A 20504-nucleotide genomic window follows, 5' to 3' on the forward strand; every position below is an offset into this window, starting at 1 on the left:
GGCAGCCACAAACTGCTCTGGGTGGGCTCGATCCGATCGCCAGCGGCCTGCCGGGGTTGCAGCCCCGGCAGGCCATTCCTCTCGGAACACCCCAATCAATATCCGATTGCGCTATTACAAGGGTGGGCAAAGGCGCGTTAGCGCCGTGCCCACCATTCGTCCGCGATGGATGCAGATCGTGGGCACGCTTCGCTTTGCCCACCCTACCGGGCCGCTGCCGGCGCCCTACGGCACCGTCACCACGATCTTCCCGAGATGCTTGTTCGCTTCCATGTGCGCGAACGCCTGGTCGATGTCGTCGAACGCGAACACCTTGTCGATCGGCAGTTGCAGCTTGCGCGATTCCACCGCGCACCAGATGTCCCTGCGGACCTCGGCAAAGATCTCGCGGACCTCCTCGATGGTACGGGTACGGAAGGTGACGCCGACATAGTCGATGCGGCGGGCCGCGTGCAGGTCGAAATTGAAGTCGGCATGGGTGCCGCCGAGGCGACCGACATTGACGATGCGGCCCTTGATCTTCGTCGCGGCGAGGTTCTGGTTGGCGACCTTGCCCGAGACCTGGTCGACGACGAGGTCGACGCCTTCGCCGTTCGTCGCCTTCAGCGCCTCGTCGACCCATTTCGGATCGGAGCTGTCGACGGCGAGGTCGGCGCCATACTCCTTCAGCCGGCCGCGGCGATACGCGTCGGTGGACGAGCCGATCACCAGCTTCGCGCCCTTGAGCCGGGCGATCTGCATCGCCATCAGCCCGACGCCAGAGCTCGCGCCCTGCACCAGCACGCTCTGGCCAGCCTGCACCCCGCCGATCGTGACGACGGCGTTGTGCATGGTCGCGAGCGCGACGGGGAGGGTGGCGGCCTCCTCGAAATTCATGTTCGAGGGCGTATGGAGCAGCCGGCCGTGATCGGCCAGCGTATACTCGGCGAACGCCGCGCCGCCCGATCCCATGATGCGGTCGCCGATCTTCACGCCCTTCGCATCGGGCCCGAGCTCGGCGACCTCGCCGGCCCATTCCATGCCCAGCACGGTGCCGACGCCGCCGGCCGCGCCATGGGCGTGGCCCTTGCGCATGCCGGTGTCGGCGCGGTTGAGGCCGCAGGCGCGAACGCGGACGAGCACCTGCGTGCCTTTGGGCTTTGGTTGAGCGACGTCGGAAATCCTCGCGCCTTCAGGGCCGTAGACGTAGGCTTTCATGCAATACTCTCACGTCTTGCAGTGATTATTCCGCCGCTTCGCGTTGTGACTGAACGATCATCCCCTCGAGCCGGCTGCGAATGATCGCCTCCGCCTCGCGCACGATGCGGGAGACGAGCTCGGCACAGCTCGGGATGTCCTGGATCAGGCCCTGCACCTGGCCGGCCGACCAGATGCCTTCGTCGGAATTGCCGGTGGCATAGACCATCTTGCCGCGGGCACCGGCGACGAGCTCGCGGATGTCCTCGAACTTGGCGCCTTCCTTCTCCATCGCGACGACCTTGGTCGAGACCGCGTTCTTGGCCACGCGCGAGGTGTTGCGCATGGTGCGGAAGATCAGCTCGGTCTCGCGCTCGTCATTGGCGACGATCTTCTCCTTGATGAGCTGATGGATCGGGCTCTCCTTGGTGGCCATGAAACGGGTGCCCATGTTGATGCCCTCGGCTCCCAGCGCCAGCGCCGCGACGAGGCCGCGGCCATCGGCAAAGCCGCCCGAGGCGATCATCGGGATCTTGATCTTGTCGGCGGCGGCCGGGATCAGGATCAGGCCGGGCGTGTCGTCCTCGCCGGGATGGCCGGCGCATTCGAAGCCGTCGATCGAGATGGCGTCGACGCCCATCCGCTCGGCCGAGAGCGCGTGGCGGACGCTGGTGCATTTGTGCACGACCTTGACGCCGTGCTTCCTGAACTCGTCGACATGCTCCTGCGGCTTGTTGCCGGCGGTCTCGACCACCTTGATGCCGCTCTCGATGATCGCGGCGCGGTATTCGGCATAGGGCGGCGGCTTGATCGCCGGCAGGATGGTGAGGTTGACGCCGAACGGCTTGTCCGTGAGGTCGCGGCAGCGCGCGATCTCCTTGGTCAGGTCCTCCGGCGTCGGCTGGGTCAGCGCGGTGATGAAGCCGAGCGCGCCGGCATTGGCGACGGCTGCGACCAGCTCGGCGCGTCCGACCCATTGCATGCCGCCCTGAACGATCGGGTGCTGGACGCCGACGAGCTTGGTGAACCGTGTCTGCAACATGATCTGTTTCCCCCCGCGCCCCGCGTGGCGCTTTGTTCTCGGTTGATGGCGGCAGGATGCCGCTGGGGGTGGGAAAAGTCTATTGCGCCGCCCGGCGGGGCGACCATGCGGAAGGCGAGGAGATTCCGCGGGGCGGATAATTGGGGTGCGCTGCTGCCTGATGAGGGCAAGCTCTTTCCTCAAACTCCGCCGTCATACCCCGCGAAGGCGGGGTATCCAGTACGCCGCGACCTCTCGGCTCTACCCTCGCAGTCTCTGGAATACTGGATTGCCCGCCTCCGCGGGCAATGACACCGAGTATGGGGCGAAGAGCTACTTCGCCGACAACCGCACCATCTGCCGCCCGCCGTTGATTTCCTTGAGGCTGTTGACGAAGTTTTCCGGGCGCTGCCAGCGATGGGGGACCTTCAATCCCATGAACTCCGCGATGTCGCCGATGAAGCCGGTACAGTTTATGGTCTCGGCATTCCAGACCGGCGAGCTGGCCTGCAACTCCTTGATGTAGGCGAACACGCGCTTGGCGTCGGCTTCGTTGAGATAGACCCGATAGCTCGCGGTCAGATATTCCGGATCGAGATCGCCGTAGCTGGCGCCGGTCTCGGATGGCACAAAGGTAATGTGACCGAGCACGTAAGCGAGCGTATCGCCCGCCGGCGTCAGGCCCGCAACCTCGACGGCCTTCTCGCTGGTCTTGCCGTACCAGACGAAGGCATGGCCCCAGCTCGCAGCCGTGCGGGCGCGGAAGTCGACGTAATAGGGGCCTTTCTCCGCCCGCGCGACCGAGCGCCGCGTCGATTGCGGCTGTGGCCGCGAGGCAGTGTCGGTCGTAGCAAGCGCGTTCGCATCGGCAACGCGCCTGTCGGTCTGCTTGTCGGTCTGCTTGTCGGTCTCATGGGCCGAGGCCGAGGGCGTCGTGCATGAGAGCATAGCTGCAAGAGCGAAGCCCGCGAGGATGCAGGATCCCGATCGACCAGCTTTGTTCGTCACGCTATTCCCCCTCGACCATCGAGCGCAAATGTCTGACGCGTATTTCGCTGCGCGTCAGTAGCGCGCGGCGACCGGGCCCGGCGCCTTGCCGATCGGGGCCTTTCCAATCGGGCTCTTGCCGATCGGCATCTTGCCGATTGGCGCCTGCTCGCCCGGATAGGCTGGCACCGGCTGCCGGCGCGGCAGATCCGCAGCGTTTGCAGCCGTCGCAAAAGCAAGCGTGGCACCCAGAGCAAATACAATCTTCTTCACAGTGATACCCCTAGAAGGTTTGGTCCAAACACGGTCATGCCGTGCCCCCAGACACGCCTCCCAAAAGGGCGGCCGAATGCGTCCAAGTTGCGGCGCGCACGGGACATGTTGGCGGCATTGCTCGGGCGCGCGAAGATGTGATGTGTCTGGATGTTTCGGAGCGCGACCGACCCTTGGTGCCGACAGGGGCCCGCTGGGCTTGCCGGGAGCGCGCAGCACCGGGATTCCGTCAACGCCAGGCGCTGCGGGAAGATGCGAGGTGGCGCCCACGTCCCTGTGCCGGCCCGCTTGCACCCAGGCCAGCCGCCAGCGCTAGGACGAAGCAACGTGCCCTGGGGCTATCGCTTCCCGAGCAAGTTCGACCGAATCCTATCGGCGAACCAGACCACGAAGATCGCGGCGAACGAGAGAGCGACGTACAGCACGGTCCACAGCAGTGCGTTGCCGGCATTCGACATGTGCGTCCTCCCTTGCATCAGAAATCAATCTTTTGCCGGGCAGGGTAGCCTTGGCCGCGACGGCGGGTTTGCGCCAGATCAATTTTGCTGCTCTGCGGCGGCGAAAAAGTCTACAGCCGAAATTCGTTGGTGAGCTCGCCGATGCCGTCGATCGCGACGGTCACCGTGTTCACGGGCTCCTTCATCACGCCGACGCCGATCGAGGTGCCGACCGCGATGAGGTCGCCGGGCGAGAGGGTCATGTCGTGGGAGATCCTGCTCACCAGCTCCTGCGCGCTGAAGATCATGTCCGAGATCGGGTAGTTCTGCCGCTCCGCGCCGTTGAGGATGGTGCGAACCGTGAGTTTTGCCGGATCGAGACCGGTCGCGATCACAGGGCCGAACGGACCGTAATCGTCGATGCCCTTGGCGCGGGCCCATTGGGCGAAGGTGGGGTCGCGCGTCAGGATGTCGTTGGCGGTAATGTCGTTGACGCAGGTGTAGCCGAAGATGAAGCTGTCGGCCTCATCTGGCGAGACACGGGCGCAGGTCCTGCCGATGACAATGCCGAGCTCGCCCTCATAGGTGGTCTTGCCGTCGTAATGAGACGGGCGGCGGATGACGGCGCCGGGTGCGGCGATGCTGGTGGTGGCCTTGAGCAGGTACAGCGGCTCCGGCGGTTCAGGCTGGTTCAGCTTGGCCGCGAGCGCGTGGAAATTATTCCAGAGCGCGACGATCTTGCTGGGCACGCAGGGCGCAAGCAGCTCGACCTCCGAGAGCGCCAAAATCTTGCCCGTTGCGGCGTTGCGACCGAACATGTCGCCCTCGTGCACGGTGATGCCGGAGGACGTCAGCGTGCCGAAGCCCGTCGTCCCGGCATGGCGGAAGCGCAGCCATTTGGTCACGCTCGTCATCACGCCACCGCCAGTGCGCGCGAATCAGCCGGTGTCGAGACGCCGTCATAGAGGCCGGCGATGCGGGCGCGCTGCGTCACCATGGCCAGCACCGAATCGAGCGCGGGCGTGGCGATGCCGGTGAGCCGGCCCATCTCCTGCACCACGGTGACGAGCGGATCGATCTCCATCGGGCGGCCGCGCTCGAGATCCTGCAGCATCGAGGTCTTGTGCGCGCCAACCTTGCGCGCCCCCTCGATGCGGCGCTCGACGTCGACGCGGAACTTGACGCCGAAGGTCTCGGCGATGGCTTGCGTCTCCACCATGATCGCGCGCGACAGCGCGCGCGTGGCGGGATCGGTGCAGATCACGTCGAGCGTGGCGTGGGTCAGCGCACTGATCGGGTTGAAGCAGACATTGCCCCAGAGCTTCAGCCAGATCTCGTCGCGGATGCGGTCGAGCACGGGAGCCTTCAGGCCGGCGGCGACGAAGAGATCGGCGAGGTGCTGCACGTCGGAGGTGATCTCGCCCGAGGGCTCGCCGAGCGGAAAGTTGTTGCCGTAGACGTGGCGGATCACGCCGGGCGCCTCGATCTCGGTGGCGGGATAGACGATGCAGCCGATGGCGCGCTCGGCCCCCAGCTCACGCCACTGCCGGCCGCCGGGATCGATGCTCTCCAGCGTCGAGTTCTCATATTGACCGCCGTGCTTGTAGAAGTACCAGTAGGGAACGCCGTTGACGGCGGTGACGATGCGGGTGTGAGGCCCGAGCAGCGGCTGCATCTTTTCGATCACGCCGGTGATCGAATGGGCCTTCAGCGTGATGATGATGAAGTCCTGCACGCCGAGTTCGGTGGGATCATCGGTGCAGCGCGGATGAACGGTGTGCTTTTCCTCGCCCGCGAGCAGCGTCAGGCCGCGCTCGCGCATGGCGGCAAGGTGCGCGCCGCGTGCGATCAGGCTGACGTCGGCGCCCGCGCGCCCGAGCTGAACCCCGAGATATCCGCCGATCGCGCCGGCGCCGTAGATGCAGATCTTCATGAAATCCTCGCGAGCAGAGACGGATTTTGGGACGAAAGATCCGGTCCGGCTCGGAAGGATCCGAGCCGGGGCCGGCAGTCGCAGGGGGAAGTTTTGCCGCTCTAAAGCGCGATGCGCTTTAGTCTATTGTTTGAGCATGATCTTGTCGGAAAACCGCTGCGCACTTTTCCGGATCATGCTTTAAGCCGCCGCTTGCGGCGTGCCGTTGAGCGCCTCATCCATCGCCGCGGCGATGTCGCGCATGCTGATGACGGAGACGAGGCTGTAATCGTCGATCACGGGCAGATGGCGGATATGATGACGGTTCATCAGATGCCGGACGTGCTCGATCGTGTCGGTGGAGGTGCAGGACACCAGCTGCTGCACCGAGACCAGCTGGGAGACCTTGACGTTGACGGCGCCCGCGCCGTGCTCCGCGAGGGCGCGCACCACGTCGCGCTCGGTGAACATGCCGACCGCGGTGTTGCCCTCGGAGCGGACCACATCCTTGACCACCAGCGCGCTGATATTGTTGGCGCGCATCAGCTTGGCCGCGATCCCCACCGTTTCGTTCATACGTACCGTGACAACGCGCGGCGTCTTCTTGCGCAGAATGTCTCCGACCAGCATTGCAACCTCCCTGGGTGAGTGGTGAGGAAGTGTGGTATACATAATGCCAATCGTCAAGCGCTGGATTTGGCGCATCCGAAAAATCTTGCGACAGGCGTACTGACATTATCGCCGTGCCCAAAAAGAAAGGGGCGCATCGCTGCGCCCCTCTGCAAGCCGGCAAGGTGCGGCGCCTTACGCCGTCTCGGTCTTGGCGGTTCCGCTTGCGGTCTCCGTGCGCTCGGCTTCCTGGCCGAGGATGAAGGCGCGGCGCAGCGGCTTGATCACGAGCAGCGCCATCAGCGCCGCCGTGGCATTCAGCGCCACCGCCACCACGAATACGGCCTTCCAGCCATAGGCGGTCGAGATCACGCTCGCGAGCGGGACGAGCAGGGAGGCCGTGCCCTTCGCGGTGTAGAGCATGCCGTTGTTGGTGGTTGCGAACTTCGCACCGAAGGTGTCGCCGCAGGTCGCGGGGAACAGCGAATAGATCTCGCCGAACACGCCGAAATAAACCGCGGTGGCCAGCACGAAGACGACAGGCACCTGGCCATAGGCCGAGAGCGTCAGCAGCATCAAGGCCGCGGTGCCGAAGGCGATGAACATGGTGGGCTCGCGGCCGATCGTGTCGGAGACCCAGCCGAAGAAGGGTCGCCCGAATCCGTCGAAGATGCGGTCGAGCGAGATCGCGAAGGTCAGCGCCGCCATCTGGAAGCCGGCGAGCGTCACCGGCTTGTCGGCGATCTTGAAGTCGTGTGCGATCGGGGCGATCTGCGCCGCAGTCATCAGTCCGCCGGAAGCGACCATGACGAAGACGAGATACATCGCCCAGAAAACAGGGCTGCGCAGCACTTGCGGCGGGGTGAAATCGATCCTGGTCTGCGGCAGGTTGATCTGCTTCTTCTTCGGCGGAATGGAGAGGCGCGGCGGCTGGATGAAGAAGGCGAGCACGAACACGACGAGGCCCTGGGCGATGCCGAAGGTGAGGAAGGCGTGCTGATAGCCGCTCGAGGCGATCATGCTCGCGATCGGCACGATGGTGATCGCGGCCCCTGCGCCGAAGCCGGCGGCGGTCGCGCCCGCCGCGAGGCCGCGGCGGTCGGGAAACCATTTCAGCGCGTTGCCGACGCAGGTGCCGTACACGGCACCCGCGCCCATGCCGCCGACGATCGCCGCCGCATAGAGCAGGGTGAGGCTGTCAGCGGAGGCGTTGAGGATCCAGGACAGTGCGATCATCACGCCGCCGAACATGATGACGATGCGCGGGCCGTATTTGTCGACGAACCAGGCCTCGACCGGCACCAGCCAGGTCTCGGTGACGACGAAGATGGTGAAGGCGAGCTGGATCGCGGTGCGGCCCCAGTGGTGGGCGGCATCGATTGGATCGACGAACAGCGTCCAGCCATATTGCAGATTGGCGATCATCGCCATGCAGACGATGCCCATGCCGAGCTGGAGCCAGCGGAAACCGGTGCGAAGCGGCGCGGCGGTGACGGCGCCGTCCGGGCTGGAAATCATCGAGAACCTCCCAGCGCCTGATTGTCCGTGACACAGGATCGCAAGACGACCTGGTGTCGCGAGTATTGTGGCTTATCGTCGCAGGCGCGACGCGGAGATTGGTATACGATATTCCAGATTGCAAGCCCTAACTTGTCACTTCTTGGTGGCTCCGCCCGCGCCCCGGCGAGGCGATGCGACGATCGCCAAAGAAAAACGCCCGGCCGTGAGGCCGGGCGTCGTGCTTGCTGAATTGTATCGCCGGTCAGATCGTCGATTTCGCGACCACGATCTTGCGCCAGGGCTTGAGCACCGCGATCGCCAGCACCGAAGCCAGGATGTTGGCGCCGGCCGCGATGATGAACACGCTGTCCCAGGTCCCCGATGTCTGCTGCATGTAGTTGGCGATCGGCACCAGCAGCGCGGCGGTGCCCTTCGCGGTGTAGAGCAGGCCGGCATTGGTGGTCGCGAACTTGGTGCCGAACGTGTCGGTGCAGGTCGAGGGGAATAGCGAGTAGATCTCACCCCAGGCGAAGAACACGAAGCCCGAGAGCAGCACGAACCAGACCGGATCGTGACCCCAGAGGTAGAGCATCCAGATGCCGAACCCTTCCATGCCGAAGGCGATGAACATCGTGTTCTCGCGGCCGATCATGTCGGAGATCCAGCCGAAGAACGGACGCGTCAGGCCGTTGAGCACGCGGTCGATCGTGGCCGCGAAGGTCACCGCCGTCATCGTCACCGCCATCAGCGTCACAGGGACGCTGTCGACCTTCCAGTCAACCGCGATCGGCTTCAGGTTCGCGGTGACCATCAGTCCACCCGCGCCGACGATCACGAACATGAAGTACATCAGCCAGAAGATCGGCTGGCGCAGCACTTCGGTCGGCTGATAGTTGCGCCGGGTCTGGATGATATTGGCATTCGCCACCACGTGCGGCACCTGGCCCGCTTTCGGCGCGAGCAGGAAGAAGGCGAGGAGGCAGATGATGATGCCTTGCCCGAGGCCGAAATAGAGGAAGGTGGTCTGGAATCCGCTGTCCTTGATCATGGCCTGGATCGGCGCCACGGTCAGCGCGGAGCCTGCCCCGAAGCCGGCCGCCGTGATGCCGGCCGCAAGACCGCGCTTGTCCGGAAACCATTTCAGCGCGTTGCCGACGCAGGTGCCGTAGACGCCGCCGGCGCCGATGCCTGCGATGATCATGCCGAGATAGTAGCCGTTCAGCGAGGTCGCCTGCGCGTTGATCGCCCAGCCGATAGCGCAGAGCACGCCGCCGACCAGCACCACGATGCGCGGGCCGTATTTGTCGACGAACCATCCTTCAACCGGCACCAGCCAGGTCTCGAACAACACGAAGAGCGTGAAGGCCCATTGGATCGAGGCACGATCCCAGCCGAACGTCTTCTGGATGTCGGGGACGAAGAACGTCCAGCCATATTGGTAGTTGGCGATCATCACCATCGCCGCCACACCGATCGCCAATTGCGCCCAGCGATAGGCATCGCTTACGCGCGCGGCACTCGGGGCCGCTGCTGCCGACTGCACCATGTCCGTCATCAAAAACCCTCCCAAACGCGCCCATCATTTTTATGCATGCGCTGGCGCGCACTCTGGTATGCAATATGCCAAGATTCAAGCGAGGACGGGAGGGTGCGGCGAAATAGCGCGGGCTTGTTCACATGCGCTATGAGCGCGGAAATGTAAAGCCCGATCGCGTCGGCGTGATGGCGGCGATTGCAGTTGATTAAAGCTAAGAGGCTGTTTTTACAGCGCTTTATCTCGGATCGGCGACGTCGCGGGGCGTTGTTGAAAGCCTATGCACTTGGCGTTCTTGCAGGCCTGCATTGGTCGCGTGCGCCGAGGCGCCGTCGGCGGGGGACGGCGCAATCTCTGGAATTCTATATTCCAGAAGTCTGGAGTGCGGCAATTTGGCGTCGGTACCGATGCGGATTGCGCAGATCCCGCCTCACGCCATCGACGTGCGCAGCCGGCTGTAGCCTTCCTGGATCGCGGACCAGAACAGGGCGACCAAGCCGAGCGCCATGATGGTGCTGACGAGGCCGTTGGAGAAGAACACCCCGAGCGATCCTTGCGAGCCCAGCAGCGATTGTCGGAAGGCTTCCTCGGCCTTGTCGCCGAGCACGATGGCGAGCACCAGCGGCGCGAGCGGGTAATTGCACTTCTTCAGGAGATAGCCGATCACGCCGAACACCAACATCAGCATCACGTCGAAGGTGCTGTTGTGCACCGAATAGGCGCCGATCGCGCAGAGCACCAGGATCAACGGCGCGATGATGCCGAAGGGTACGCGCAGGATCGCGGCGAAGATCGGCACGCAGGTGAGTACGACGATGAGCCCGACGAGATTGCCGAGATACATCGAGGCGATCAGGCCCCAGACGAATTCCTTCTGCTCGACGAACAGCATCGGGCCAGGCTGCAGGCCCCAGATCAAGAGGCCGCCGAGCAGCACGGCGGCGGTCGGCGAGCCCGGCACGCCGAGCGACAGCATCGGCAGCAGCGCCGCGGTGCCGGCGGCATGTGCGGCCGTCTCCGGCGCGATCACGCCCTCGATCTCGCCCTTGCCGAAATTGTTGCCGCGTCGCGCCAGCCGCTTGGCGATGCCGTAGCTCATGAAGGAAGCAGGCGTCGCGCCGGCCGGGGTGACGCCCATCCAGCAGCCGATCAGGCAGGACCGCAGCGATGTCATCCAATAGGCGGGCAACTCGCGCCAGGTCTGGAGCACGACACGAAGGTTGATGCTGGCTTTGCCGCCGCGGAAGGCGAGCCCTTCCTCCATGGTCAGCAGGATCTCGCCGATGCCGAACAGGCCGATCACGGCGATCAGGAAGTCGAAGCCGTTGAGCAGTTCGGTGATGCCGAAGGTCAGCCGCAATTGTCCGGTGATCGAGTCCAGTCCGACCGCCGCGAGCGCAAAGCCGATCATCATTGCGGCGATGGTCTTGAACGGCGGCTCCTTGCTGAGGCCGACGAAGGAGCAGAAGGCGAGGAAATACACCGCGAACTTCTCCGCCGGCCCAAATCGAAGCGCAAAGCCCGCGACGAGCGGCGCAACCAGCGTGATCATGACGACGGCAAACAGCGCGCCGACGAAGGAGGAGGTAAAGGCCGCCGTCAGGGCCTCGCCGGGCTTGCCCTGCTGGGCCATCGGATAGCCGTCGAAGGTGGTCGCCACCGACCATGGCTCGCCAGGGATGTTGAACAGGATCGAGGTGATGGCTCCCCCGAACAATGCGCCCCAATAGATGCAGGACAGCATGATGATGGCCGATGTCGGCGGCATGCTGAAGGTCAGCGGAAGCAGGATCGCGACGCCGTTGGCGCCCCCGAGCCCCGGCAGCACGCCGATGAGGACGCCGAGCGTGATGCCGATCACCATCAGTATGATGTTGTAGGGCTGCAGGGCGACCGCGAAGCCGTGAAACAGATTGGCCAACTCTTCCATGTCAAAACGTCCTGCAGCAGCAATTGAATGGGTGGATGGGTCTCACAGGCCGAGCCATTCCTCGAGCGGCCCCTTGGGCAGAGGGACGAGGAACCAGCGCTCGAAAACGAGGTAAGTCACGACCGGCATGCCGACCGCCACCGCTGCGACGGTCAGCCAGCGATAGCCGCCGAGCCAGCGCATGAACCAGGCGATGAAGAGCATCGAGCCGACGTAAAGGCCGATGAACGGCATTGTGCCGACGTAGATGGCGGTCGGCACCACGACGCTCATGACCTGGCGCAGCTGCCCCCATTCGGCGAACAACCGTCCGTCGTCGTCGCGCTGCGCGTTCCAGACGTTGATCGCACTCGCCGCGACGATGGCCGCGCCGATATAGAACGGGAAAAATCCGGCGCGCGGCCCCTCCGGGCCCCAATTGATGCCGGCCTTGAGGCTGCCGAAGATCACGATGAGGCCGAACACGCCGATCAGCAGCCCCATGCCGATTTCCAGCGTCTTGTGGGCGGGGCCGGATTCGGCTCGGGATCGTTCAGTCATGAGGCCTCCAGGCGGAAATGCAGTCTTTCGCAGTCGCTGCCGGCGCGAGGACGCGCAGCATCCTCGGCCGTCATCGATGCCAGGCTCAATTCGATGCGAGGAAGCCGGCTTCCTTCATCAGGCTTTCGTGCCGCTTCTCCTCCGCCTCGATCCACTTGGCGTAATCGGCGCCGGTCAGGAAGGTCGTGTTGAAGGCGCCGCTCTTCATGAACTCCTGCCATTCCGGCGTGGCGCGCACCTTCTTGAACAGCTCGACGTAATATTCGACCTGGTCCTTCGTGGCCTTGGGCGACATGAAGATACCGCGCAGCATGAGATATTCCATCGCAAGGCCCTGCGACTTGCAGGTCGGAATGTCCTTCCAGGCCTTGCCGTCGGCGATCGGCTCGTCATAGGCCATCGGCTGGGCGTCGAACACGCAGAGCGGACGGAGCTTGCCGCCGCGCCATTGCGCGACCGCCTCGATCGGGTTGTTGACGGTCGAATCGACGTGGTTGCCGACCAGCTGCACCGCGACTTCGCCGCCGCCCTTGTAGGGAATGTAGGTGAACTTGGCGTCGATGGCCTTCTCGATCCCGACCGTGATGATCTGGTCTTCCTGCTTGGATCCAGTGCCGCCCATCTTGAACGTGCCGCTCGGTGCCTTCTTCGCGGCCTCGACATAGTCTTTCACGGAGCTGTACGGCTTCTCGGCATTCACCCAAAGCACGAACTCGTCGAGCGCGAGCATCGCAACCGGAGTCAAATCCTTCCAGTTGAAGGGGATGCCCGTCGCCAGCGGCGTCGTGAACAGGTTCGACAGCGTGATGATGATCTTGTGCGGATTGTTCGCCGACGTCTTCACATCGAGGAAGCCTTCACCGCCTGCGCCACCGGCCTTGTTGATGACGACCAGCGGCTGCTTCATCAGATTGTGCTTGGTGACGATGCCCTGGATGGTGCGCGCCATCTGGTCGGCGCCGCCGCCTGTGCCCGCGGGCACGATGAACTCGACCGGACGGACCGGCTCCCAGGCGGCACGGCTAGCGGTGCTGCTCGCGCACGACATCACCATTGCCGCCAACGCGACATTCAGAACGAATGGCTTCATCTTGTTCACTCCCTGTCGAACCCTCAACGCAGCCGCTCTTTGTCGGCTTGCGTTAGCCCATCCCGAGTCACATGCCCCGGGATTACCCTTGCGGTCTAGCACCCATGGCAGTCCCGATAGAAACTGTATGAGCAGGGATAACGCGCGGCATCCGCATCTTTCGGCTAAGGCTTCGCCAAGGGCGCGGCAAAACTTGCCACTCGGCCTTCCGTCCTGCGTTACGCTTCCCCGTCCTTACACTTTTGAATCGTGCAACCATTCTTGTTTGAATGGATGGTATGCGAAATGCCAGTAGACAAACAACCGGAATCGTCGGTTGGGATCGGCGGACTAATCGTCGCAGTTGCGCTCGCCTGCGAGGGAGGGCGCTGCCAAACAGAAATGGCCCCGACAGGCGGGGCCATTTGGTCAAACACCGTGTTTTTGGCTTCTGTGCCGTCGCCCGTTCGGTGAGGCAGCGAAGGCCTTCTTACAGGCCGAAACGCGGCAAGTCCCCGTTGCGATTGGAGATTTCGGCGCTCGCCAGCAGCAAGCCGTCGATCGCGGCCATCAGGCGGGCGAACAGCGAGGAGGAGGGCGCAAGAGCGACGGAAGCGGTCTTGGACATCGGAAATCCCTTTCTTGAGAACAGTCAGTCTTGCTGTCTCATTTCTGGAACAATCTATGTATGCCAGATGCCAGCGTCCATGCTCTTGTTTGCATAGCAGCATTCTTTCTTCCGCATTGCGGCATAGGCGGTGAACCCTGGGCGGGCCGAGCGCCTTGACAGGGTCAGGTCGAATAGAGAATGTAATGTTATAACATTACATAGTGAGATGCCGTGTCTCGTTGTCCTCGGCCCATCCCCCTCAAGAGGCTGTTCGATCTCCATGCCCAAACTCCCCGTCACCGTCTTGTCCGGCTTCCTCGGGGCTGGAAAGACCACTTTGCTGAATCACGTCCTGAACAATCGGCACGGCTTGAAAGTGGCGGTAATCGTGAACGACATGAGCGAGGTGAACATCGATGCGGACCTGGTCCGCGATGGTGGTGCCAACCTCTCGCGGACTGATGAGAAACTGGTGGAGATGACCAACGGTTGCATCTGCTGCACCCTGCGCGACGATCTCCTGAGGGAAGTACGTGCGCTCGCCGAAAGCGGGCGCTTCGATTATCTGCTGATCGAATCGACGGGCATTTCGGAGCCGCTCCCGGTCGCAGCGACGTTCGATTTCCGCTCGGAAGAGGGCGAAAGCCTCTCCGACATCGCCCACCTGGACACGATGGTGACGGTGGTCGACGCCGCCAACCTGCTGAAGGACTATTCGACCGAATTCCTCGGCGAGCGCGGCGAGGCGCTGGACGGCGACAAGCGGACGCTGGTCGATCTCCTCGTGGAGCAGATCGAGTTCGCCGACGTGATCGTCCTCAACAAGGTGGACGATGCCTCGCCGCAACAGCGCGAGGCGGCACGGCAGATCATCCGCTCGTTGAATCCCGAAGCCGACATCATCGAAGCCAATCACAGCCGCGTGCCGTTCGACCGCGTGCTCAACACCGGCCGGTTCGACTTCGAGAAGGCCCAGCAGCATCCGCTCTGGTACAAGGAGCTCTATGGTTTCGCCCACCACGTGCCTGAAACGCAGGAATATGGCGTGAAGAACTTCGTCTACCGCGCCCGCCGGCCGTTCGATCCGGCGAAGTTCGACAAGTTCGTCAAGGCATCCTGGCCAGGCGTGATCCGGGCGAAGGGTCATTTCTGGCTGGCGACGAGGCCGCAATGGCTCGGCGAGATCAGCCAGGCGGGAGCGATCGTGAGGACCGAAGCGCTGGGGTTCTGGTGGGCGAGCGTTCCAAAGGAGCGGTGGCCGAACGATGAGGCCTGGCGCAAGCGGCTCGACCAGTATTGGGACAAGCTGTACGGCGATCGTCGCCAGGAGATCGTGTTCATCGGCACCGGCATGGACGAGGCCGAGATCCGTGGCAGGCTGGACGCATGCCTTGTCCCTGATACGTCCACCATGGACATCGCCGCATGGTCCGCTCTCGCCGATCCGTTTCCGGCCTGGCGTCGAGGCGATCAGTCCAACTGATCGACGTGCCTGCCAGCCACGCGACGTGAGGTCCGGGCTCGACCATCTCGGACCAGGTCTTGCAAGGGGACGGCAAAGCCGTTAGTGCTCTGCCCCCTTTCCAAGCATCATTCAGAGTGGTTCATGTCGAGCGCCTCGCCCGCCGTCTCGATCGGCATCGATTTTGGCACGAGCAACACGGTTGTTGCGCTGGCGGCGGACGACCGCCGGGTCGAAGCCATTCGCTTCGACCATGGCGGGCAGCGCCACAGCGTCTACGTGTCGGCCCTGTGCTTCTGGGAGGACCGGCCGGGCGCCGGTGCCCAGGCCGAGGGCGGGCCATGGGCGATCGAGCAGTTTCTCGAAGGACGCCACGTCTACCGCTTCCTGCAATCGTTCAAGACCTTCGCAGCGAGCTCGAGCTTCAACACCACGCAAGTCTTCCGGCAGCGCTACAAATTCGAGGACATCCTGGCGGCGTTCCTGCGCACGCTGGCGCGCCATGGCGGGGACAAGTTCGGCTTCGAGGCGGCGAACATCACGGTCGGCCGCCCTGTGCGCTTTGCCGGCGGCAATCCCGACGAGGCGCTGGCGATGCAGCGCTACCGCGCCGCGTTCGAGCGCTTGGGCGCCGGCCACGCGCGCTATGTCTACGAGCCCGTGGGCGCGGCATTCTCGTTTGCCCGCAGGCTGGAGCGCGATGCCACCGTGCTGGTGGCCGATTTCGGCGGCGGCACCAGCGATTTCTCCGTGATGCGTTTCTCGCGTACGGGCGGCGTTCTTCGCGCCGAGCCGCTCGGCCATGCCGGCATCGGCGTTGCCGGCGACACCTTCGACTATCGCATCGTCGACCACATCGTGTCGCCGCGGCTCGGCAAGGGCTCCAGCTTCCGCTCGTTCGACAAGGTGCTGCCGGTCCCGACCGGGCACTACACGAACCTGGCGCGCTGGCATCAGCTCGCGATGATGAAGAGCAACGGCGATCTGCGCGAGCTCCGCGAGCTCGCGCGCACCGCGCTGAAGCCCGAGCTGCTCGAGGACTTCATCACTATCGTCGATCTCGACCTCGGCTTTGCGCTTTACCGCGCGGTGTCCGACGCCAAGGTGGCGCTCTCGGCGCAGGACGAGGTGGACTTCCGCTTTAGGGGCGGCGGCGTCGACATCGGCGCGGCCATCACGCGGAAGAAATTCGAAGCCTGGATTGCCGACGACATCGCCCGGTTAGGTGCCACCGTCGACAAGGTGCTGGCCGAGGCCCGCATCGCCTCGCGCGAGGTGGAGAAGGTGTTTCTGACCGGCGGCACCTCGTTTGTGCCTGCGGTCCGAAAATTGTTCGCCGACCGCTTCGGCAACGAGCGCCTGATGTCCGGCGACCAGTTCGAGTCGATCGCCTATGGCCTGGCGCTGATCGGGCACAGTCCGGATCCCGAGCGCTGGACGGCAGGCGGTGCACCTGCCGCGAAGGCATAGCAGGCGGCGTTCGGCGTCTGTGCGACGACGCTGTTCGATCGCTATTTCTGCTGAATTCGGTTCAGGTAGTCGATCACGGCGAGAATCCGAGTCCGCACGACGACCTCCGGGTTCTGCTGCGGCCCTGCCTTTTGCCAGTAATAGGAATCCACGGCGTGAGGCAGGTTGACGATGGGGTTGAACCGCTCGCCCCAGATCGGCATTTCACGGGTGCCGTGCGCCGGGACCGATTTCGACCCATACAGGGTTTCGTAGACGGCGTTGGTGGGAAACACCCCGTTGTTGTTCTTGGTCAGCACGGTCAAGTCGGAAGGCCGGGTCTTGAGCTGGCTGCCGACGGGTCCGTTGCCCCTCGCGTCAGTGCCATGACAGCTCGCGCACGAAGACTGAAATTCCGCCTTGCCGATATCGACGTCTTCGCCCTTGGCGGCGGTGGCGAAACCGGCGGCAACACCGGCAATGATCAACCATTCGACAGCAGATCGCATCATTTCGCCTCCGACGCGCGCAGGGAAGACGTCTGCTCCTAGCCGCTTCGCCGTCTTGACGGCTTGATGCATATCAAGACTGCACACCAGTGCCGCCGCGTGGGCAAAGGCGCGCTCCGCCGTGCGCGCCATCTGGCAAGTGCCGTTGGGTGGGCAAAGGCGCGCTCTTCGCGCGCCGTGCCCACCATCTTTGCGAGGTTGAGAGACCGTTGGTGGTGGGCACGCTTCCGCCTTCGCTCGTCGAGCTACGGCGGACAAGTCGCTTGGCCCACCCTACCATACTGACCGCTATTCATTGATCTCCGGCTCGACGAGCCTGGCCAGATTACGCAGCGATTCCTGCCAGCCGAGATAGCACGCCTCCGGTGGAATGACGTCGGGGATACCGGCCTGCGTGATGTCGATCTCGGTGCCGACCGAGACTTTCTTCAGGATCACGGTCACCTGGATTTCGCCGGGCAGGTTGGGGTCGTCGAATCTGTCGGTGTAGCGGAGACGTTCGCCCGGCACGAGCTCGAGATATTCGCCGCCGAACGAATGGCTGTTGCCCGTCGTGAAGTTCCGGAACGACATCTTGAACGTGCCGCCGACCTTGGGCTCGAAATGATGCACGGTGCAAGTAAAGCCGTTCGGCGGAAGCCATTTCGCCATCGCGTCGGCTTCCAGGAAGGCGCGATAGACTTTCTCCGGGCTGGTGGCGAGAACGCGGTGCAGGCGGACGGTATTGGGCATGGTTGTTATCCTCAGTGTTGATGGGCCCGAGCTGGCCTCTATGGCCCATTCATGTCACGAGGACGACCGGGACGTCGCTGATCCGACAGGACTTTGCGGATTTTTTGTCGCGGGTGCCGGGACCGCGAACCCTCATATGCGAGAACCCTGCCTGCGCAGGGACCGCAGAGCGCAGAAGCTCTCTCCTGGTTTAACCGCGCACGTGAGGAACACGGAGCGTATCGGCTTGTTGTTGGCAGTCAGAACAGGAGACAGTCAGATGATCAAGAAGCTCATGCTGGGCGCAGTGATCGCCTCGATGATGGGATCCACCGCAATGGCGCAACCCAGTCAGCAACAGGGAGGCGCGCAATCCGGGGTGGGCGGAACAAGCGACACCACGAAGAACAATGACAAAACCAAAGGCGGCATGACGACCGGGACCTCGTCGACCGGCACCACGGACGGCTCGGGCAGCAGCACCCCTGGCGGACAATCCTCCAAGAAGAGCTCGACGCCCAAATGAGTTCAGGAGGCGCTCATTGTCGGTCTACGACCAAACGATGGGCGCAAACTTCAAGCCGCGGCAAGGAAGTTCTTTGCGGAGCAGCGGCGCGCTCTTTGATCGGCTCGGCCTAGGCCCCAACGTCATTCGGTGTCATTGTGAACGCCAATCTGTAATGACCTGGCGTCGGACCATCCTGCGCGCCCGCTCTTTGAAGCGATGGCGGCGAGAGCTGTCCGGCGATGACAGCGTCAACCGCATCGATATCGTAACCTGACAACAGAATGATCCAGTCGGCGGCACCGTCATTGCCGCGGATTTGCTGTTCAGTGGTGGGCGAACTCGTCTTGGGCGTATCGGTCAGGAGGAGGTGGGCGCCCGTCAGTCCCGGCTTCGAGGCAAGGGCACCGAGCGTATCGAGAAGGCGCGCCTGCAGCTCGGCGGAACGTCCAGAGAGCGGCGACAGCCTGATGGTGGCGAGCGCGCCTGCGATGCCGCCGCCAAAGCTCGCGGCGATCCGGCACTGGCTGCGCACCATGCCGAGATGATGTGGCATCATCTTTGTCGACCACGGTGTCGGCGCATTGAGCTGGTCGAGATATCCCTTCGACGTGAGAACGCCGTAGTGCTCGAGCTCGTAGAGCACGAAGAAGCCCTCGGCATCCGTCGCGCTGGTCCAGCGCGAACCCCGCCGGAAGCCGGGAATGCTCAGCCGCTCGGGAAAGTGCTCGTGCGAATGCCAGTCGCCGAACTCGCTGCGCTGCTCCGGGCGGACGCTCCACCACATCGCGACGGCGGCCTTGCCGAGCAGTGACATGCTGACCTCCCTGCCTTGCGCGGGGCTATCGCATTTGAAAGCTTCTCCTTGCGGCCATCCTTCGAGACGCCCGCTTAGGCGGGCTCTCAGGATGAGGGCGGAGTGCGCGCAGGCCGCCACTAGTCATATGCGATAGCCCTGACTTTCTTGCGGACACTTTGCCTCAACACCAACAGCGGCGGCAAGGTGTCTCCGCCTGGCAAGCCGCAGCCACGACACGATCGGAGGCGATCATGGTGCGTGGTGGACGCGAGCCAGCCGAGCGCCGGACTGCGCGTCCGATCACACTGGCTCGCCGACATCGCGGCGATAATGCCTCGGCGAAGTTCCGAAGCGGCGGCGGAAACAGCGGTTGAAGTAGGACACCTCGTTGAATCCGCAGGTATAGGCGATATCGCTGATCTTCGATCGGTTGTAGCGGGAATCGAGCAGCATCTTCCGTGCCTTCTGCAACCGCAGCTCGGTGACACGTTCGGTAAAGCTCGATCCGGTCTCCTGCAGCAGTTCCTGGACGTAACGCGGCGAAAGCCCTAACTTGCGTGCAAGTTCGCTCGGCGAAAACGACGGATCAGCGAAACGCCCCCTGATATCTGCGATCACGTCCTGCAGCCGCGCGGCACGCAACCCGCGCCGCGTCGCAAGCTCGGCTGAATCGCCGCGGGCGCCGAGGGCCAGCGCGACCAGATCGATGAGATGCGTGCCGATGTTCTCCTTCAGCACGAGGTCGGCATCGATGTCGGAGTCGATGACGATGGCGAGATAGCGCTCCAGGTGACGCAAGGCCGGCGATGCAGCCAACGGCGTCAAGGCAAGGTCCTCGAAATTCGGCAGCCGCTCGGCCAGCAGCGCGCGCGGCACCGTGATGCCGCGAAAGGCGATCGGCCCATCAAGTTGCGACGCGATCGGCGCGGCGTTGGTATAGAGCATCGCCTCCCCCGCGCCGCGAATGGCTTCGCGGCCTTCCTGCCTGATTAGCGTACTCACACCGTTGAACGTGGTGCCGATGATGTAGTCGCCGCGGGTATCGGCTTCGACGTGACGCTGGGTACGAACTGCCGTCTGAATATTAGCCTCAAGCTGGGTGACCGCGATATCGCCGAGTTTCAGGAATTCGGACCGCGAATAAAACGGCGCATCGGGAAAGAACGAAATGTCCGCCGCGCACAAATGGTCGGTGAACAGGTCGAGCCACAGCCGCTGGCGCGCACCTTCGTCAAGATGCGCGGGAAGCTGATCCGAAGCGAATACGACCTTGGACATCGTTGCACGGCAAAGTTCAGGTGTAACTTGATACCGCCGCAGAGTTTATCGCGGCGCAAGCGCTACGTGCGGTAAAGCGCCGCATTCTCTGCGAGAACTGATTGGCTGCGCGCGCCAGTCTAAGTCGAGCGCGCCGCTGTCAAACTTCGTCATGCTTTGAACGGGCGAATGTATCCACCGAGCAACATGGATT

General features: G+C 63.6%; 20 protein-coding genes. 3 read left to right on the forward strand and 17 right to left on the reverse strand.

Annotated features, from left to right (window positions below; genetic code table 11):
- Positions 1-225 precede the first annotated feature (225 nt).
- The 13 genes from I6F20_RS28275 to I6F20_RS28335 form a co-directional block, all read right to left on the reverse strand.
- Positions 226-1197: a zinc-binding dehydrogenase gene (locus tag I6F20_RS28275; RefSeq protein WP_225128808.1), complete on the reverse strand. Its 972-nt coding sequence runs from the start codon at positions 1195-1197 to the stop codon at positions 226-228.
- A 25-nt stretch (positions 1198-1222) separates the two neighbouring features.
- Positions 1223-2218 (reverse strand): NAD(P)H-dependent flavin oxidoreductase, encoded by a 996-nt coding sequence (locus I6F20_RS28280; protein WP_036005739.1) that lies wholly within the window; start codon positions 2216-2218, stop codon positions 1223-1225.
- A gap of 312 nt (positions 2219-2530) precedes the next feature.
- Positions 2531-3205 carry a hypothetical protein gene (locus I6F20_RS28285; RefSeq protein WP_036005736.1) on the reverse strand — a complete coding sequence of 225 codons (675 nt, stop codon included), beginning with the start codon at positions 3203-3205 and terminating at the stop codon, positions 2531-2533.
- Between the two features lie 54 nt (positions 3206-3259).
- Positions 3260-3457: a hypothetical protein gene (locus tag I6F20_RS28290; RefSeq protein ID WP_198399686.1), complete on the reverse strand. Its 198-nt coding sequence runs from the start codon at positions 3455-3457 to the stop codon at positions 3260-3262.
- 568 nt (positions 3458-4025) lie between these two features.
- Positions 4026-4808 carry a fumarylacetoacetate hydrolase family protein gene (locus tag I6F20_RS28295; RefSeq protein ID WP_225128810.1) on the reverse strand — a complete coding sequence of 261 codons (783 nt, stop codon included), beginning with the start codon at positions 4806-4808 and terminating at the stop codon, positions 4026-4028.
- Positions 4808-5827 (reverse strand): 2-dehydropantoate 2-reductase, encoded by a 1020-nt coding sequence (locus I6F20_RS28300; protein WP_225128812.1) that lies wholly within the window; start codon positions 5825-5827, stop codon positions 4808-4810. The genes I6F20_RS28295 and I6F20_RS28300 overlap by 1 nt, the downstream gene beginning before the upstream one ends.
- 180 nt (positions 5828-6007) lie before the next feature.
- Positions 6008-6436 carry a CBS domain-containing protein gene (locus tag I6F20_RS28305; protein WP_225128813.1) on the reverse strand — a complete coding sequence of 143 codons (429 nt, stop codon included), beginning with the start codon at positions 6434-6436 and terminating at the stop codon, positions 6008-6010.
- Positions 6437-6610: 174 nt separating this feature from the next.
- On the reverse strand, positions 6611-7933 hold the full coding sequence (gene oxlT, locus I6F20_RS28310; RefSeq protein ID WP_036005726.1) for an oxalate/formate MFS antiporter: 1323 nt from the start codon (positions 7931-7933) through the stop codon (positions 6611-6613).
- 244 nt (positions 7934-8177) lie between these two features.
- Positions 8178-9470: an oxalate/formate MFS antiporter gene (gene oxlT, locus I6F20_RS28315; RefSeq protein WP_057030074.1), complete on the reverse strand. Its 1293-nt coding sequence runs from the start codon at positions 9468-9470 to the stop codon at positions 8178-8180.
- Positions 9471-9879: 409 nt separating this feature from the next.
- The gene (locus tag I6F20_RS28320) at positions 9880-11379 is read right to left on the reverse strand and encodes a tripartite tricarboxylate transporter permease (protein WP_225128815.1); all 1500 of its coding nucleotides are present in this window, start codon (positions 11377-11379) and stop codon (positions 9880-9882) included.
- Between the two features lie 42 nt (positions 11380-11421).
- Positions 11422-11919: a tripartite tricarboxylate transporter TctB family protein gene (locus I6F20_RS28325; RefSeq protein WP_036005718.1), complete on the reverse strand. Its 498-nt coding sequence runs from the start codon at positions 11917-11919 to the stop codon at positions 11422-11424.
- An 85-nt stretch (positions 11920-12004) separates the two neighbouring features.
- On the reverse strand, positions 12005-13009 hold the full coding sequence (locus I6F20_RS28330; protein WP_036023325.1) for a Bug family tripartite tricarboxylate transporter substrate binding protein: 1005 nt from the start codon (positions 13007-13009) through the stop codon (positions 12005-12007).
- A gap of 469 nt (positions 13010-13478) precedes the next feature.
- Complete coding sequence (locus tag I6F20_RS28335; RefSeq protein WP_167361641.1) at positions 13479-13616, reverse strand: hypothetical protein; 138 nt, start codon at positions 13614-13616, stop codon at positions 13479-13481.
- A 262-nt stretch (positions 13617-13878) separates the two neighbouring features.
- Between I6F20_RS28335 and zigA the strand changes: the two genes are divergently transcribed.
- A complete protein-coding gene (zigA, locus tag I6F20_RS28340) occupies positions 13879-15081 on the forward strand; it encodes a zinc metallochaperone GTPase ZigA (protein WP_225128816.1) in 1203 nt (400 codons plus the stop codon).
- 123 nt (positions 15082-15204) lie between these two features.
- A complete protein-coding gene (locus I6F20_RS28345) occupies positions 15205-16530 on the forward strand; it encodes an Hsp70 family protein (protein WP_225111765.1) in 1326 nt (441 codons plus the stop codon).
- Positions 16531-16571: 41 nt separating this feature from the next.
- On the opposite strand, the gene I6F20_RS28350 is transcribed toward I6F20_RS28345, so the two are convergent.
- Together I6F20_RS28350 and I6F20_RS28355 are read right to left on the reverse strand one after the other, a co-directional pair.
- On the reverse strand, positions 16572-17150 hold the full coding sequence (locus I6F20_RS28350; protein ID WP_225128818.1) for a c-type cytochrome: 579 nt from the start codon (positions 17148-17150) through the stop codon (positions 16572-16574).
- 156 nt (positions 17151-17306) lie between these two features.
- Positions 17307-17750, reverse strand: coding sequence for an SRPBCC family protein (locus I6F20_RS28355; RefSeq protein ID WP_036023321.1), 444 nt, complete (start codon positions 17748-17750; stop codon positions 17307-17309).
- A gap of 259 nt (positions 17751-18009) precedes the next feature.
- Here I6F20_RS28355 and I6F20_RS28360 point away from each other — a divergent pair, with 259 nt between their 5' ends.
- Positions 18010-18255, forward strand: coding sequence for a hypothetical protein (locus I6F20_RS28360; protein ID WP_036005707.1), 246 nt, complete (start codon positions 18010-18012; stop codon positions 18253-18255).
- Between the two features lie 109 nt (positions 18256-18364).
- Here I6F20_RS28360 and I6F20_RS28365 read toward each other — a convergent pair whose 3' ends face one another.
- The gene (locus I6F20_RS28365) at positions 18365-19051 is read right to left on the reverse strand and encodes a hypothetical protein (RefSeq protein WP_225128820.1); all 687 of its coding nucleotides are present in this window, start codon (positions 19049-19051) and stop codon (positions 18365-18367) included.
- A gap of 282 nt (positions 19052-19333) precedes the next feature.
- The gene (locus tag I6F20_RS28370) at positions 19334-20311 is read right to left on the reverse strand and encodes an AraC family transcriptional regulator (RefSeq protein WP_225128822.1); all 978 of its coding nucleotides are present in this window, start codon (positions 20309-20311) and stop codon (positions 19334-19336) included.
- Positions 20312-20504 lie beyond the last annotated feature (193 nt).

Source organism: Bradyrhizobium sp. IC3123 (genome assembly GCF_020193625.1).
GTDB classification, from domain to species: Bacteria; Pseudomonadota; Alphaproteobacteria; order Rhizobiales; family Xanthobacteraceae; genus Bradyrhizobium; species Bradyrhizobium yuanmingense.